The following is a 15,099-nucleotide window of genomic DNA, read 5'->3' on the forward strand; positions in this document are numbered from 1 at the left end:
ACAGCATCGACAGGAAGAAGGAGGGGAGCCTCGTGGTCGAGGAAACCCCCTGGCAGCAGGCCCTCCGCTACGCCAACCGCGCCAATCCGTACCCGTTCTACGAGGAACTCCGCAGGACACCGGTGGCGCGGCAGCCGGACGGCACCTACGTCGTCAGTACCTACCAAGAGATCGTCGCGCTGCTGCACGACCCCCGGGTCAGTTCGGATCCCAGGAAGCTCCCTGTCCCGGTTGCGGCCCCCGCCGAGGGCTCGGCGGAGGCCGAGCCGATCACGGAGGCGGTCATCTCTTTGGAGCCGAACATCATCACCCAGGATCCACCCGAGCACGATCGAGATCGCCGGATGATGACGCCGCATTTCGTCGGCCCGCCCCATTCCCCTCACCTGATCTCCGACCTGGAACCCGAGATCCGCCGCATCGTGGACGGCCTTCTGGACAACATGCGGGGCAAGACCCGGATCGATGCCGTCGACGAGTTCGCCTACCCCCTGCCGGTGAGCGTGATCTGCAAGGTCCTGGGCGTGCCACTGGAAGACGAGTCACGCTTCCACGGCTGGATCGAGACGGCCCTGGACTCTTTGGATTTCGGCCCCGAGGCTGCCTCCGAGGAGATGCAGAGCCGACTGGCCGGGGGGCGCCAGGCCGTGGAGGAGTTCGGGCAGTTCGCAGCCGAGTTGCTCGACCGGTACGCCCAGCAGCCCGGCCCGGGCATGCTCTCGGCGATGGTGCACGAGGACGGCGCGGAGGGAGGGATGTCCAAGGGCGTGCTCGTGAGCAATGCCTTGCTCCTGATCTTCGCCGGGCATGAAACCACGGTCAATCTCATCGCCCACAGCGTGCTCACCCTGCTGCGGCACCCCGACGCGCTCGAGAAGCTGCGCCGCCGGCCCGAGTTGATCGTTCCCGGGGTCGAGGAGTTGCTGCGCTTCGAGTCGTCGGTCCAGTTCTGGCACACCCGCTCCGCCGTGGAAGACATCGACATCGCAGGCACCACCATCCCGAAGGGCGCGCCGATCTTCCTGGCATACGGCTCGGCGAACCGCGACCCGAAGCGGTTCGCCAACCCCGACGAGCTTGACCTCGAACGCCGAGACAACCAGCACCTCGGGTTCAGCCAGGGCATCCACTTCTGCTTCGGCGCTCCGCTCGCGCGGCTCGAAGTCCAGGTCGCGGTCGGCGAGTTCGTCCGCCGGGTGGAAAACCCCCGGCTCGTAGAGGACCCACCGCCGTACCGCCACAACCAGATTTTCCGCGGCCCGCGCCACGTCCTGGTCGACATCGACGGGATCCGCGACTGACTCGGCATGCGTGAAGGATCGCTATGCGGGCTTTTCAACTAGTCGGATGGCAGCAACCGCCCGAGCTGCGGGAGGTGCCGGTGCCCGAGCCCGGGCCGGGGCAGGTCCTGGTGAAGGTCGGGGGTGCCGGTGCGTGCCACTCAGATCTGCACATCATGGAGGCACCCGGACCACCACCCGGGTTCGCCACGCAACTGCCCTTCACGCTCGGCCATGAGAATGCGGGATGGGTGGAGAGGCTGGGACCGGGTGTCACCGGGTTCGCGCCCGGGGACCCTGTGATGGTCTACGGTCCCTGGGGCTGTGGGGTGTGCGCCAACTGCCGGGAGGGCAGGGAGAACTACTGCCAGAAGGTCAGTGGTCAGGGCGGGGGCCTGGGAGGCGGTCACGATGGCGGAATGGCTGAGTACCTGCTGGTCCCGGCGGCGCGATTCCTGATTCCGCTGGGCACCCTCGACCCCCGCCAGGCCGCCCCGCTCAGCGACGCGGGGCTGACCAGCTATCACGCCGTCAAGCGATCGGTGCACCTGCTGGGGCCGGGCTCGACCGCGGTGGTGATCGGGGCGGGCGGTCTGGGCCAGATGGCCATCCAGATGGTGCGAGCGCTCAGCCCGGCGACCGTCGTCGCCGTGGACACCGATGCCGGCAAGCTGGAAACCGCCAAGCGCATGGGCGCGGACGAGGTGCTGCTCTCGGGCGAGGAGGCGGTCACGCGCATCAAGGACATGACGGGGCAGCAGGGCGCTCAGCTCGTGCTGGACATGGTCGGCATAGACCCGACTCTGCGGATGGCTGCTCAGGTGGCCAGGGTGCTTGGCCACCTGACCATCGTCGGGCTCGCCGGCGGAGCCCTGCCCGTCAACTTCTCGAGCCCGCCGCACGAGTGCTCGGTCGCCTCCCCCTACTGGGGCTCCCTTCCCGAACTGATGGAAGTAATCACCCTCGCCCAGCAGCAAAAGATCAAGATGCTGGTCGAGCACTTCCCCTTGGAACGCGCCAACGAGGCATACCAGCTCCTGCACGACGGCAAGATCCAAGGACGCGCCGTCATCGCCCCCCACCCGTGAGTACGGTCATCAAGGCGACCGGGCTGGTGCCGCAGGCCGTAACTGTCGGAGGAAACGTCGTGGAGGCGGTGGCCGGTGCGATCGCTGGACCGAGAACCTCGCGATCGTCTCGGCGGGCCGGGCGAGATGGTGCTCATACGACCCCAGGAATACCCTCTAGGTCCAGCGCTGCCGCGTCCGAGAAGAGCTGCGGCGCGGCCAGGGCGCACTCCGCCCAGACCGTCTTGCCACGTCGGGCATGGCGCGTTCCCCAGTGCTCGGTGAGTTGGGCGACGAGGAACAGACCTCGCCCGCCCTCGTCGAAGACACGGGCCCGGCGCAGGTGCGGAGTCGTGCTGCCGGCATCCGCGACCTCGCACATGAGGGTGCGATCGTGGATGAGACGCAGCTGGATGGGAGGCCGGCCGTAGCGGATGGCATTGGTGACCAGTTCGCTGACGACCAGTTCGGTGGTGAAGTCGAGTTCCTCCAGTCCCCAGGTGGTCAGCTGCTCGGAGACGCTCGCTCTGGCCAGGGCGACCTCGGCCGGGTCGGCACCCACGTCCCAAGTGGCGACCTGACGGTCCCCGAGGGTGTGGGTGCGTGCCAGGAGAAGTGCCACGTCGTCGTGCGGTCGGTCTGCGGGCAGCAGGGCTTCGAGGACGGTGTCGCAGGTCGCCTCGAGGGAGGCGGAGGACTGCGCGAGGGCGTGGCACAGCCGGGTGAGGCCCGCCTCGATGTCGTGGTCGAGGGCCTCGATCAGGCCGTCGGTGTAGAGGGCGATGAGGCTGCCCTCGGGCAGGTCGATCTCCGCCGCCTCGAACGGCAGGCCGCCCAGGCCGAGTGGCGGGCCGGCGGGCAGCTCGAGGATGTCGGCGGTTCCGTCCCGGGTCACCACGACGGGCAGCACGTGGCCCGCGCGGGCGAGGGTGCAGCGGCCGGCGACGGGATCGTATACGGCGTACAGGCAGGTGGCCCCGATGTCCCCCGCGGATTCGGTGTCCGCTTGGGCAGAGACTTCGGAAGAGACTTCGGCGGACAGGCGGATGACGACGTCGTCCAGGTGGGTGAGGAGTTCGTCGGGCGGCAGGTCGATGTCGGCGAGGGTGCGCACGGCGGTCCGCAGCCGTCCCATGGTGGCGGCGGCGTGGATGCCGTGGCCGACCACGTCGCCCACCACGAGGGCGACCCGGGCACCGGACAGCGGGATGACGTCGTACCAGTCGCCGCCCACGCCGAGTTGGGCGGCAGCAGGCAGGTAGCGGCAGGCGACCTCCACGGCGGACTGCGCGGGTGTACTGCGCGGGAGCAGACTGCGCTGGAGGGCGAGGGCGGTGGCGCGCGCGTGTGTGTATCGGCGGGCGTTGTCGATGGCCACCGCCGCCCTGGCCGCGATCTCCTGGGCGAGGAGCAGGTCCTCGTCCCCGTACGCGTCGGGCTTGTGGTGACGGAAGAACTGAGCGACACCCAGCGTGGTGCCACGGGCGCACAGCGATACCAGCAGCATGGACGCGGACGGGCCGAGGTGGTGCCGTGAGGGCCGGCCGGTGGCCAGGGCGCGAGCCGGTAGTGATCCGTCCGGATACCTGTGGAGCTGCTGCGGCGGAACCGACGATTCCCCGTAGATCGCTTCCAGGGTGGCAGTCTCGGGAGAACCGTCCATCACCGACTGCTGGGCGACCCGGCGGACCACGAGTGTGCCCTTCGCAGGAGGCTCGTCTCCGGAAGACGTGTCGAGGAGGTCGACGGTGACGGCGTCGGCGAAGTGCTCGATGGCCAGGTCCGCCAACTCCTGGGCGGTGCGCGCGATGTCCAGCGTCGTTCCGACGCGTACGCTCGCCTCGTTCACCACCGACAGCCGCCACTGCACCCGGCGATCCCGCTCCTCCTGGAAGGCCAGGACGCCCGTCTCCGATATGCGGTCCATGTACTCGGTCGCCAGTGCGATCAGCTCGCGTGTCGCCGCGTTGATCGGCTCGGCATCGCTGGTGAGCCGGGGCAGCTCTTCGAGCAGCCGGTCGAGGACGAGGCCCTGCGCGAGCCGGAAGGCGCGCAGCATCGCTGTGACCGGCTTCCCGCGCTGAGCCAGCCGACGCGCGCGCTCTGCGTCGGCGGCCGGCGGATCGATCCGCCTTGGCTCGATGCCGTGCTCGATGCCGGAAAGCAGGGCGGCGACGTGCTCGGCGACGTTCTCCGCCGTCATCTGTGCGATGTCCGGTTCGTCCCACAGTTCGGGGACCTCGCGCCGCAGACATTGCTCTACGTCGTGGATCAGCTCGTCCGCTCGCGGGCTGAGTTCATGCGCGGCACGGGACAGAAGACTGTCCGCGGTGAAGTCCACGCTGACGACGTTACGCCGTCCTGGTGGACCGCGAAGCCTCAACTTTCCGCATCTGGCTGCGCGGTGTCCGGGAGGGGCCCGCTCTCACCGGCTGGTCGTGGTCGAGGCAAGGGTCCGCGCGCCCACGGCGGACGGGGTGACGCCTACGGCTTTCCGGTGTCCACGGGGCCTGGCGCAGCCGGTGCTCGGGTCAACCAAGGTCGGGCAGCGGCCGCCGGGTCACCTGGTGGGCGTCGTCCGGCGGGACGCCGAGCATGCGCAGGACCATCTCGGCCAGGTCGGAGGCGGCCTCGTCCCCGTCGAGGTCGGGGCGGGCCAGCCGCAGCGCCACGAGGGACAGCAGGGTGCCGCCGAGGGCGGACAGGGCGGTGGTCGGGTTGCTGCAGGTGAAGCGGCCCGAGGCGATGCCGATCTCCAGGTCGCGCAGGGCTCGAGGGGCGAGGCCCCGGTCGGTGTGGATCTGGGCCAGACCGCGGTCACGCAGGATCCGCATGAGTTCAGGGTGGGAGTCGGCCATGCGGGCGGTGAGCCGGAAGCCCGCGGCGACGAGCTCGGCCGGGTCGTCGATTCCTTGTACGCGCTCGTCAATGACCTGCCCGAACTCGTCCAGGGCGTCTGTCACCGCGGCGTCGAACAGCTCCGTCTTGGACTCGAAGTGGTTGTAGAAGGAGCCGAAACCGACGTCCGCGCGCTCGGCGATGGCCTGGATGCTGGCGCTCGTGTCCCCGGTCTCCGCGAGGATCTGCCGGGCCGCACGGACGAGCGCCTGACGGGTCTCGGCGCGGCGCCGCTCGAAGCGGTTCTTGGGCGGGGCTGACGTCGGCATACGGCGAGTGTAACAACCGTCACGATCAGTCTGCCATTACTGATGAGATCATCAATTATTTGGGTCCACCCTATTGACGATGGGTAACGCCAAAGTTGATGATTTCCTCATTACAGCAGTGTTGCTTGGAGGACACCATGTCCCACACCCCCGTTGACAGGGCCGCTCCCCAGACGCCCCACCAAGACCTCCACAGTGAGCAGGGCTCCCTGCGCGGAGAGCACTCCGGACGTTCCCGGAATCCCGTGATCAAGGCGGCGGATCTGGCCTGGCTCGAGTTCGAGAAGCCGGACCTGGACCGGGCTGAGGTCTTCGCGCGTGACTTCGGGTTCGCGATCGCCGCCCGCACCGAGGGGGAGCTGTGGCTGCGCGGCACGTTCGCGGGCTCACCCTGCATGGTCATCCGGCGGGGGCGTGCGTCCCGGTTCATCGGGCCGGCGTTCCGCGCGGCCGAGCGGGCCGACCTGGACCGGCTGGCCCGCGCCACCGGCAGTACCGTCCGGGACATCGGCGTACCGGGCGGTGGGCAATCGGTCGCCCTGCTCGATCCCTCGGGCCTGCCGGTCCGGGTCGTGCACTGCGCCGAGCAGCTGCCCGCCCTGCCCGAGCAGGAGCCGCTGATCCTCAACTTCGGTACCGATCACCGTCGTACGAACGCCACCCAGCGTCCGCCCCGTGAACCGTCCCGCATCCAGCGTCTGGGCCATGTGGTGCTGGAGACACGGGTGTTCGCCCGCACCCTGGACTGGTACCTGGACACCCTCGGGATGATCGTGTCCGACTTCCTGTTCCTGGACGGGCAGCGCGGGCGCGGGCCGACGATGGCGTTCATCCGGTGCGACCAGGGGAGCGTGGCCGTCGATCACCACACGCTGGCCCTGCACCTGGGGCCCGGAACCGGCTACGTCCACTCGGCCTACCAGGTCACCGACCTCGACGCGATCGCCGCCGGTGGGGAGTACCTGGGTGAGCGCGGCTACCAGCGCAGCTGGGGGATCGGCCGGCACATCCAGGGCAGCCAGCTGTTCGACTACTGGCGCGACCCCGACCACTTCATGCTGGAGCACTTCGCCGACGGCGACCTGTTCTCCTGCGACCTGGAGCCCGGCTGGGCGCCGATGTCGGCGAGCGGCCTGGCCCAGTGGGGCCCGCCGGTCACCCGCGACTTCCTGGGCGCCAACCCGTCCCCCGCCAAGCTGCGCGAGGTCATGACGGCCCTGCGTGGCGACAACGAACTCGACCCCGCACGCCTGCTGGGCCTGATGAAAGCGATGAGCTCATGAGCACCAACGTTCTACGCACCACCGACGGCTGGTGGGTCGTCCGGGACGAACGCGCCGTCCGCGTCGAGACCAAGGCCGTCACCACCGCCGAACTGCTCGCCGACCGGGACGCGGTCCGCGAGGCCGCAGCCTCCGCCGAGAGCGGCACGCCCGTCGCCGACCTGGTGGCGCTGCCTCCGGTCACCACCCCGTGCCGGGTGGTCGCCCAGATGGTCAACTACCGCAGCCACGCCAAGGATTCGGGCTTCACCGGCGACATCCCGCCCACCTTCTTCCGCAAGGCGTCCGGCTCGGTCAGCGGCCCCCATGACACGGTCATCCGTCCCGCGCACGTGAAGTTCCTCGACTACGAGGTGGAACTCGGCCTTGTCATGGGCGAGACCCTGCCCGTGGGCACCGTCGTCGAGGAGCAGGACCTGCCGCGCTACGTGGCCGGCGTTGTCCTGACCAACGACGTCAGCGCCCGCGACGTCCAGCTGACCAAGACCCAGTTCTACGAGAGCAAGTCCTATCCGACCTTCACGCCGACGGGGCCCTACCTGGCCCTGCTGGAGCCCGAGGACTTCGCCCTGCTGCTGAACCTGCGGCTGCGGCTGTCGGTCAACGGCGTGTCGCGCCAGGACCGCACGCTGGCCGACATGATCGTGCGGCCCGCACAGGCGCTCACCCTGCTCGCCCGCTTCCAGACCCTCGACCCGGGCGACCTGCTGCTGACCGGCACTCCCGGCGGCACGGCCCTGAAGGCCCCGCCCAAGCTGGCCGAGAAGATCGGTGCGCTGCTGCCGCCCGCTCTGAAGTGGAAGGCGTTCTTCAAGGGTCAGGCCAAGAACCCGCGTTACCTGCGCAACGGTGACCTCATCACGGCCACGATCGCCACCCCGGACGGGCGGATCGACCTCGGCGAGCAGCGGACCCCCGTTACGGACGCAGCATGAAGGCCGCATCCCGGAGACCGGTGGTGATCATCGGTGCGGGACCCGTCGGGGTCATGGCCGCCCTTCTGCTCGCCCGGCACGGCGTGCGCAGCTTGCTCCTCGAACGCCACCGGGACATCTACCCTCTGCCGCGCGCCGTCGTCGTGGACGACGAGATCCGCCGGATCCTGCAGAGCGTCGGTGTGCACGAGGAGTTCGCCGCCCTCGCCCGCCCGGCGCCCGGGCTGCGGCTGCTGGACGCCCGGCGCCGCGTGATCACCGAATTCCCGCGGTCCCTGCACGGACACCACGGCTTCCCGCAGACCAGCATGTTCGACCAGCCCGAGCTGGAACGCCTGCTGCGTGACGCCCTGGCGCGCCGCCCGGAGTGCGAGCTGTGGGGCGGGGTGGAGGTCGTGTCCGTCACCCAGTCCGCCACGCAGAACACCGACGGACCGAACGATCCGACGGGTCCGGTCCGGGTCACCTTCCGCCGCGACGGCAGCGACGAGGAGGAGCACCTGTGGGCCGATGCCGTCCTCGGCTGCGACGGTGCGGGCAGTGTCACCCGTGACGCCATCGGCGCCGTGTGGGAGGACCTGCACTTCGAGGAGAGCTGGCGCGTCATCGACGTGCGCACCAGCCGCCCGGTGCGCACCTGGGAAGGGGCCGAGCAGATCTGCTGCCCCACCCGGCCGGCCACCTTCATGCGCGTCGGCGAGGACCGCTACCGCTGGGAGTTCCGGCTGGCCGACGACCAGAACCTGGACGGCCCGGACGGATGGGAGCGCCTGCGCGAGCTGGTCGCCCCCTGGGTGGACCTGCCGTCCTCCGCCGCCTCGGCGGGCGACGACTTCGAGGTGATCCGGCAGGCGCAGTACACCTTCCGGGCCCGTCTCGCCGACCGGTGGCGCAGGGGGCGTGTCTTCCTGCTGGGCGACGCCGCCCACCTCACCCCGCCCTTCGTCGGGCAGGGTCTGTGCGCGGGCCTGCGCGACGCCCACAACCTCACCTGGAAACTCGCCCGCGTCCTCCAACAGGGCGCACCCGAGGGGCTGCTGGACACCTACGAACGCGAGCGCAAGCCGCACGCCCGCCATGTGATCCGCGTCGCGGTCGCCGTCGGCTGGGCCATGACCGGCGGACAGGACCGCGGTGCGGCGTTCCGCCGGGCCGTCGTGGGCACGGCCTGTCGCATCCCCGGCGTGACCGCGGCGGTGAGCCGTGACCTCAGCCCCGCCCTGACCGCCGGCCCACTCGTACGGCGCCGCCCCAGGCTGACCGGCCGTGTGCTGGCCGGCACCTTCTGCCCGCAGCCCTGGGTACGGCACGACGCCAGGCGAGTGCGCCTCGATGACGTCCTCGGGGACTCCTTCGCCGTCCTGACCGCTGTGCCGCCCACGGCGCAGATGACGGCCGTGGCCACGGCACTGGGCGCCCCGACGGTCCACGCCGACGACCTGGGCGACGACGGCACCCTGGCCGGCTGGCTGGCACGTGGCCGTGCCGACGCCGTCCTGCTGCGCCCCGACCGCGTCGTGATGGACACCGTCCCGGCCGGCAGCGGCGACTTCACGGACAGCGTCGCCTGGGCCCCCCTGCTGCACACGGCCCGCCGTACCGCCGACACCCGGCCCGCCTGACGAGGAGCACCACACCATGACCACCCCGCACCCCGCGCCGTATCCGGAACCCTTCTTCACTCCCGACCCGCAGTCGGCCGCCCACAGCCGCATCGCGGACTTCGCCCGATGGGCGGCCCGGCACCGGGGCGCCGAAGGGATCCAGGACCCCACGGACTACCGAGCCCTGTACCAGTGGTCCGTCACCGACCTCGAGGGGTTCTGGGCCGCAGTGTGGGAGTACTTCGACATCGACGCGACGACTCCGTACGAGGAGGTGCTGGCCGAGGAGACCATGCCTGGCGCCCGCTGGTTCCCCGGCGCCACCCTCAACTACGCCCATCACGCGCTGCGCAACCTGCAGCCGGACGCTCCCGCGATCACCGCCCTGGACGAGACCGGAGCCGGCTATGAGATCACGGGCCGGGAGCTGCGCGCCCGCGTCGCCTCCGTCGCTGCCAGCCTGCGCGACCTGGGCGTCGGGCAAGGCGATCGCGTGGTGGGCTATCTGCCCAACACGCCCCACGCCGTCATCGCCTTCCTCGCCACCGCAAGCCTGGGCGCGGTGTGGTCGGTGTGCGGGCAGGACTACGCACCCAAGGCCGCCGCCGACCGCTTCGCCCAGCTCGAACCCACGGTTCTGATCACCGCGGACGGCTACCTCTTCAACGGCACCGCCCACGACCGCCGCGCCGCCTCGCTCGAACTCGCCGTCGCCCTGCCGACGCTGAAGGCCACGGTGCTCGTGGACCACGTGGGCCTTGCCTGGCCCGAGGGCGGGGACTCGGGGCTGATGGTTCCCTGGGAGGACGCGGCTACTCGCGTCGAGTACCTCACCATCGCCCCGGTGCCGTTCGACCACCCTCTGTGGGTCGTCTTCTCCTCGGGCACCACCGGACTGCCCAAGGGCATCGTCCACGGGCACGGCGGGGTCCTGCTCGAACACCTCAAGATGCTCGGCCTGCACACCGATCTGGGCACCGGGGACCGCCTGCTGTGGTACACCACCACCCACTGGATGATGTGGAACCTGGTCGTCTCCACCCTGCTGACCGGTGCCACCACCTGCACCTACGACGGCAGCCCGGCACCGCAGGCGCGTCCGGACGTCCTGTGGGAGCTGGCGGCCCGTCACAAGGTCACCGTCTTCGGCACCAGTCCTCAGTACCTGCTGGCCATGGCCAAGCTGGGCATCGAACCCTCCGTGCACGACCTGTCGGCCATCCGCGTCGTCGGCTGCACCGGCTCCGCTCTGCCCGCCTCCGCCTACCCCTGGGTCCGCGACCACGTGGGCGCAGGCGTCCAGCTGGCCTCCACCAGCGGCGGCACGGACATCGTCTCCGGCTTCGCCGGCAGCGCCTCCACGACCCCCGTCTGGGCGGGGGAGCTGTCCGCCCCCGGCCTGGGCGTGGCGCTGGCCGCCTACGACGCGACGGGCACCCCTGTCCTCGATCAGGTCGGCGAACTGGTCGTCACCCGGCCCATGCCGTCCATGCCGCTGTACTTCTGGAACGACCCCGACGGCAGCCGCTACCGCGACGCCTACTTCGGCGCCTACCCCGGTGTGTGGCGGCACGGCGACTGGATCACCCTCACCTCGCACGGCTCGGTGATCGTCCACGGCCGCTCCGACGCCACCCTCAACCGCAACGGCGTACGCCTGGGCAGTGCCGACATCCACGACGTCGTAGAACGCCTCCCCGAGATCACCGAGGCCCTCGTCATCGGCGCGGAGGAACCCGACGGCGGTTACTGGATGCCGCTCTTCGTGGTCCTCGCCGACGGGGTCGGCCTGGACGATTCCCTGCGCGAGAGGATCCGCGACGCGATCCGCGCCGGCGCCTCACCCCGCCACGTCCCCGACGAGATCCTCGCCGTACCGGCTCTCCCGCACACGAAGACCGGCAAGAAGCTCGAGGTTCCCGTCAAGCGCCTGCTCCAGGGTGCCCCCGCCGAGCAGGTCCTGAACCCCGCGGCGGTCGACGACCCCGACCTGATCGCCTACTTCGCCCGCCTGGGCGCGGAGCGGAACAAGCGGTCAGCACTCCACACATGACGTCGGTCAGGGGACCACAGGCCCACGTGACAGCACCAGGTCCTTGTGCCCCGCCCGGCTCCGCAAACCCGTCCCCACGGGGTGGTGCCGGGGCGGTCAACCCGCCCCGGCACCACACACAACCGAAGTAAGAGAGAAATGATGAGCATGACCGACCGCGAACCGCAGGCCCTCGATGTCCTCGACGACGCCGGACGAAAGGTGCTGTTCACCGAGGCCCGCACCGCGAACACCTTCGCCGAGGTGGCCGTTGCCGACGACGAACTTGCCATGATCTGGGAACTCGCCCGCTGGTCGCCGAGCGCCGCCAACGGCCAGCCTCTGCGCGTGCTCTTCGTGCGCACCCGCGAGGGCAAGGAGCGACTCGTCCGGCATCTCGACGAGGGCAACAGGGCCAAGACGCTCAGTGCGCCGGCCGTGGCGATCCTGGCGTACGACGTCGACTTCCACGAGCAGATGCCGACCGTGTTCCCGGCTCGCGGCGAGATGCTGCGAGCGGCGTTCGCCGACCAGACGGAGAAGCGCGAGAGCCTCGCGGCCTACAACTCGGCACTGCAGACCGGGGTCTTCCTGCTCGCGGTGCGCGCGGCGGGGCTGGCGGCCGGTCCCATGGCGGGCTTCGACAAGGCCGGCGTGGACGGGGAGTTCTTCGCCGGTACCAGCTGGCGCTCGCAACTGGTGGTCAACATCGGTCACCCCGGTGCCGACCCGTGGTTCCCGCGGCTGCCCCGCGTGCCCGTCGAGGACGCCGTCGCCTATGCGTAAGGGCACTGCCGCCGCCTGGTAGGTGAGAGGCGTCATGCCGTGGGCGCCGGTGCTCTTCTGAGTACCGGCGCCCATTTTTCACGGAGGTGGCTGTGATGGATTTTCTGCAGAGGTGTCAGGGCACGAGAACGAGACCAGGGCGTCGATCGGCACCGTGACAATAGGCGCGCCGTCCTGCCGAACTCACGCATCACCCGCTGTCAGTCGGCCTGTTGCTCGGCGGACCGCAGCCCGGCGGTCCACTTCTCCTCGACACGGCCGAGCTTCCACACGGCCAGGGCAGCAGCCCACGTGGCGAAGAACAGGCCGACGATGACGAAGCCGACGGTGTTCAGGTCCAGGCCGCTGATCCAGTCCCAGAACGCGCCGTGCAGTCGGCCTTGTCGGCGAGCAGGCCCAGCAGCTCGGCGGTGCCGACGATCAGCGCGACGGCGACGGACAGGCCGGTGATGGTGAGGTTGTAGTAGACCTTCAGCTCGGAGTTGTCCTCGCGGACCGGTGCGGCAAGGGATTTGACGCCCAGGGAGAGCAGGAGGGCCGGCACGAACACAACGCTGGAGTGCCCCAGGGAGAACCAGAAGCCGACCGACAGGGGACGTCGGCCCTCGTCCATGAGCTTGCCGGTGGTGTTGTCGATCGCGGCGATGTGGTCGGCGTCGAACGCGTGCCGGGTCTTCCGACGGGACGAAGTCGGCGCGGACGTTTCATACGCTGACCGGTATCACCTATTCCGTACGGCGCAGGGAATGGCGAAAGGTGCAGGCAGGAGGGTGCCGTTGAGCCCCTCCTGCCTGCCTCCCGGGTGCGGTCAGGAGTCGCTGATCCCGAGATCCGCGTCCGCCTCCCTACCGCCGGCGGGTATCACGGCGACGTGCACGGTCTGAGCCCACCCGTGCCAACGGCGCATGTCTCACCGGTTGTCGCGGCCTCGGTCGTCGTTGGACCGGTTGAAGTCGTGGTCATACCGGTTCGAGTCGTGGTTGTAGCGGTCCCAGTCGCGGTCGTACCGGTTCGAGTCGCGGTCGGACCGGTCCCAGCTGTAGCGGTAGTCACTGTTGTGCTTCCAGCTGCGGTCCTCGTCATCCCAGTAGTAGAAGTGACCCCGGCTGTCGTACCGGACCGAGTCGGTGAAGCGGTCGCTGTGCTGTCGGGCGCGGTATCCGTCCCGGCGGTAGTCCTCCTCGGAGTTGTGCCGGTAGGCGACACCGCGGTTCTCGCGGTAGTCGTCGGCCTTGACGCTGACGGCCGGGCGCTGCACGTGCGCAGACTCAGGAACCGCGGCCGAGGCGGTGCCTCCGGCGCCGAGTACGGCTCCACCCGCGACCGCGGCGGAGGCGGCAGCGAGAGAAATGCGCTTCGTGAGCTTCCTCATGGATATCTCCTTCGTGTTGGCGTCGTCCGCAATCCCATGCAGGTGATGCGGTGCGCCCCTCTATGTCGAAGCCGCATCGGCGAGTTCACCCCTCGTGAGGGCACAGCCGGCGGCCATCAGTCGAAACGGAGGCCGCCGATCCGGCGGCACTCCGCTGAGTTCCATACGCTGTATGGAAGTACATTGATATCAGAGGATGTCCGGAAATGTCGAACGCGAGGTTCGCAGCGCCGAGGTGCGGCTCACCGGATCTGGTCGCGACCCGGGCGTGTCGACCCGCTGAGCAGCCAAGACGTGGCTCGCGGCGGACCGACGGCCGTGCGGCCATCGGGACTCTCTGTCGATGTCGCCCCCGTCGGCGTTCGCTGAGGCCGCTTCGAACACCAGGGCCGCCTGCCCCCGCGGGCTGCATATGGACTCAAGCGGTGTGACGCAGGCCTCTCTGAGACAAGTTGACTCATAGCCTCTCTGTGAGTCAATCTGTCTCACATGGGGGTCGCGAAACGGCAGATCCCGTGACTGTCCATAGATGTCGCCAATGTCATTGCATTCGCGCACAAAGTCTCTTTGGAGGAAACCATGACCGCTACGACCACGAAGAAGGCGGGCAAGGGCGCCACCGACGGTGTCGTCTCCGAGATGGCCACGTACTTCCACATCAAGCCGGGACGCGAGCAGGAGTGCGCGGCGGCCTGCCGGCGGATGGTCGAGGCCCTGAAGCAGGCCCCCATGGCCGCCACCATCAAGACCGGTCTGCGTGACACCCGCCACGTGATCTTCAACAACGGCACGGAGCTGCTGTGGGCCACCACCTTCGAGACCGAGTGGGAGCCCTACATCGACGACGCGTTCCTGACCGTCGGCTTTGAGCACTTCGTGGACTGGATGCAGCACACCGAGGAGTGGGACACCAAGATCGGCCCGTGGATCGAGAGGTCCGGCGGCCTTGAGTCGCTCACGGGCGACAAGACGCGCGAGGGCTTCGAGGAGCACATCCTCGCGAACATGGCCGGTATGAGGTGGATCCTGCAGGACGGGCAGCAGAAGGCCACCGCCTACTGGAACCCGGTCAGCTCCCTGACGATGTCGGAGATCACCAAGGCCGACCGGATCAACGCCGCCTTCCAGGAGGTCCTGGACGACCCCGCCGCCGAGGAGGCCCTCCAGCACCCGGCCCTCAAGCCGCTGCTCGCCCAGGCCGCCAGCTGACCCACACCCCGGAAGGGGACACCACCCCCGCCCCCTCCGGGACCTCGGTATGACCACGACTCCAACCGGTCCAACGACGACCGAGGCGGCGACAACCGGTGAGACATGGGCCGTCGGCACGGGTGGGCTCAGACCGTGCACGTCGCCGTGATACCCGCTGACGGTAGGCAGGTGGCCGCTGATCTGGGGATCAGCGACTCCTGACCGCGCCCGGGCGGCAGGCGGGAGGGGCTCAGCGCACCCTCCTGCCAGCACCTGTTCCGTACAACGTACGGAACAGGTGATACCGTACAGCGTATGAAACGTCCGCGCCGACTTCGTCCGGCCGGAAGGCCCCCTGGGCGGGGGCTCGGGTCTGCTCGTC

The 15,099-nt window shown here is 69.6% G+C and carries 11 protein-coding genes and 1 pseudogene; 8 read left to right on the top strand and 4 right to left on the bottom strand.

Annotation, left to right across the window (positions count from 1 at the left end; genetic code table 11):
- Positions 1-32 precede the first annotated feature (32 nt).
- Positions 33-1,301 carry a cytochrome P450 gene (locus tag ACFY0T_RS07000; protein ID WP_388865333.1) on the top strand — a complete coding sequence of 423 codons (1,269 nt, stop codon included), beginning with the start codon at positions 33-35 and terminating at the stop codon, positions 1,299-1,301.
- 23 nt (positions 1,302-1,324) lie between these two features.
- Positions 1,325-2,368, top strand: coding sequence for an NAD(P)-dependent alcohol dehydrogenase (locus ACFY0T_RS07005; protein ID WP_388865335.1), 1,044 nt, complete (start codon positions 1,325-1,327; stop codon positions 2,366-2,368).
- A gap of 133 nt (positions 2,369-2,501) precedes the next feature.
- Here ACFY0T_RS07005 and ACFY0T_RS07010 read toward each other — a convergent pair whose 3' ends face one another.
- Together ACFY0T_RS07010 and ACFY0T_RS07015 are read right to left on the bottom strand one after the other, a co-directional pair.
- Positions 2,502-4,688, bottom strand: coding sequence for a SpoIIE family protein phosphatase (locus ACFY0T_RS07010; protein ID WP_388865337.1), 2,187 nt, complete (start codon positions 4,686-4,688; stop codon positions 2,502-2,504).
- A gap of 190 nt (positions 4,689-4,878) precedes the next feature.
- On the bottom strand, positions 4,879-5,514 hold the full coding sequence (locus tag ACFY0T_RS07015) for a TetR/AcrR family transcriptional regulator (protein ID WP_388865339.1): 636 nt from the start codon (positions 5,512-5,514) through the stop codon (positions 4,879-4,881).
- Between the two features lie 137 nt (positions 5,515-5,651).
- Between ACFY0T_RS07015 and ACFY0T_RS07020 the strand changes: the two genes are divergently transcribed.
- The 5 genes from ACFY0T_RS07020 to ACFY0T_RS07040 all read left to right on the top strand — a co-directional run bounded on the left by ACFY0T_RS07020 (position 5,652) and on the right by ACFY0T_RS07040 (position 12,154).
- On the top strand, positions 5,652-6,797 hold the full coding sequence (locus tag ACFY0T_RS07020; protein WP_388865341.1) for a VOC family protein: 1,146 nt from the start codon (positions 5,652-5,654) through the stop codon (positions 6,795-6,797).
- Entirely contained in the window at positions 6,794-7,732 is a 939-nt protein-coding gene (locus ACFY0T_RS07025) for a fumarylacetoacetate hydrolase family protein (RefSeq protein WP_388865343.1), read from the top strand. Before ACFY0T_RS07020 ends, ACFY0T_RS07025 begins: the two co-directional genes overlap by 4 nt.
- Positions 7,729-9,354, top strand: coding sequence for a bifunctional 3-(3-hydroxy-phenyl)propionate/3-hydroxycinnamic acid hydroxylase (locus ACFY0T_RS07030; RefSeq protein ID WP_388865345.1), 1,626 nt, complete (start codon positions 7,729-7,731; stop codon positions 9,352-9,354). The genes ACFY0T_RS07025 and ACFY0T_RS07030 overlap by 4 nt, the downstream gene beginning before the upstream one ends.
- 16 nt (positions 9,355-9,370) lie before the next feature.
- The gene (locus tag ACFY0T_RS07035; RefSeq protein ID WP_388865347.1) at positions 9,371-11,389 is read left to right on the top strand and encodes an acetoacetate--CoA ligase; all 2,019 of its coding nucleotides are present in this window, start codon (positions 9,371-9,373) and stop codon (positions 11,387-11,389) included.
- Positions 11,390-11,536: 147 nt separating this feature from the next.
- Positions 11,537-12,154, top strand: a complete 618-nt coding sequence (locus ACFY0T_RS07040) for a malonic semialdehyde reductase (protein WP_388865349.1) — start codon at positions 11,537-11,539, stop codon at positions 12,152-12,154.
- A 200-nt stretch (positions 12,155-12,354) separates the two neighbouring features.
- Here ACFY0T_RS07040 and ACFY0T_RS07045 read toward each other — a convergent pair.
- A pseudogene (locus tag ACFY0T_RS07045) lies at positions 12,355-12,824 on the bottom strand (hypothetical protein); the annotation flags it as partial.
- A gap of 240 nt (positions 12,825-13,064) precedes the next feature.
- Positions 13,065-13,526, bottom strand: a complete 462-nt coding sequence (locus tag ACFY0T_RS07050) for a hypothetical protein (RefSeq protein ID WP_388865351.1) — start codon at positions 13,524-13,526, stop codon at positions 13,065-13,067.
- A gap of 579 nt (positions 13,527-14,105) precedes the next feature.
- Between ACFY0T_RS07050 and ACFY0T_RS07055 the strand changes: the two genes are divergently transcribed.
- Complete coding sequence (locus ACFY0T_RS07055; protein WP_388865353.1) at positions 14,106-14,735, top strand: hypothetical protein; 630 nt, start codon at positions 14,106-14,108, stop codon at positions 14,733-14,735.
- Positions 14,736-15,099: the final 364 nt, after the last annotated feature.

The organism is Streptomyces sp. NPDC001530 (assembly GCF_042894545.1).
In the GTDB taxonomy this organism is placed as follows: Bacteria; Actinomycetota; Actinomycetes; order Streptomycetales; family Streptomycetaceae; genus Streptomyces.

Coding starts and splice junctions, on each gene's coding strand:
- ACFY0T_RS07030 (WP_388865345.1), top strand. CDS start 7,729: ATGAAGGCCGCATCCCGGAGACCGGTGGTGATCATCGGTGCGGGACCC.
- ACFY0T_RS07015 (WP_388865339.1), bottom strand. CDS start 5,514: ATGCCGACGTCAGCCCCGCCCAAGAACCGCTTCGAGCGGCGCCGCGCC.
- ACFY0T_RS07050 (WP_388865351.1), bottom strand. CDS start 13,526: ATGAGGAAGCTCACGAAGCGCATTTCTCTCGCTGCCGCCTCCGCCGCG.
- ACFY0T_RS07025 (WP_388865343.1), top strand. CDS start 6,794: ATGAGCACCAACGTTCTACGCACCACCGACGGCTGGTGGGTCGTCCGG.
- ACFY0T_RS07020 (WP_388865341.1), top strand. CDS start 5,652: ATGTCCCACACCCCCGTTGACAGGGCCGCTCCCCAGACGCCCCACCAA.
- ACFY0T_RS07055 (WP_388865353.1), top strand. CDS start 14,106: ATGACCGCTACGACCACGAAGAAGGCGGGCAAGGGCGCCACCGACGGT.
- ACFY0T_RS07040 (WP_388865349.1), top strand. CDS start 11,537: ATGACCGACCGCGAACCGCAGGCCCTCGATGTCCTCGACGACGCCGGA.
- ACFY0T_RS07035 (WP_388865347.1), top strand. CDS start 9,371: ATGACCACCCCGCACCCCGCGCCGTATCCGGAACCCTTCTTCACTCCC.
- ACFY0T_RS07005 (WP_388865335.1), top strand. CDS start 1,325: ATGCGGGCTTTTCAACTAGTCGGATGGCAGCAACCGCCCGAGCTGCGG.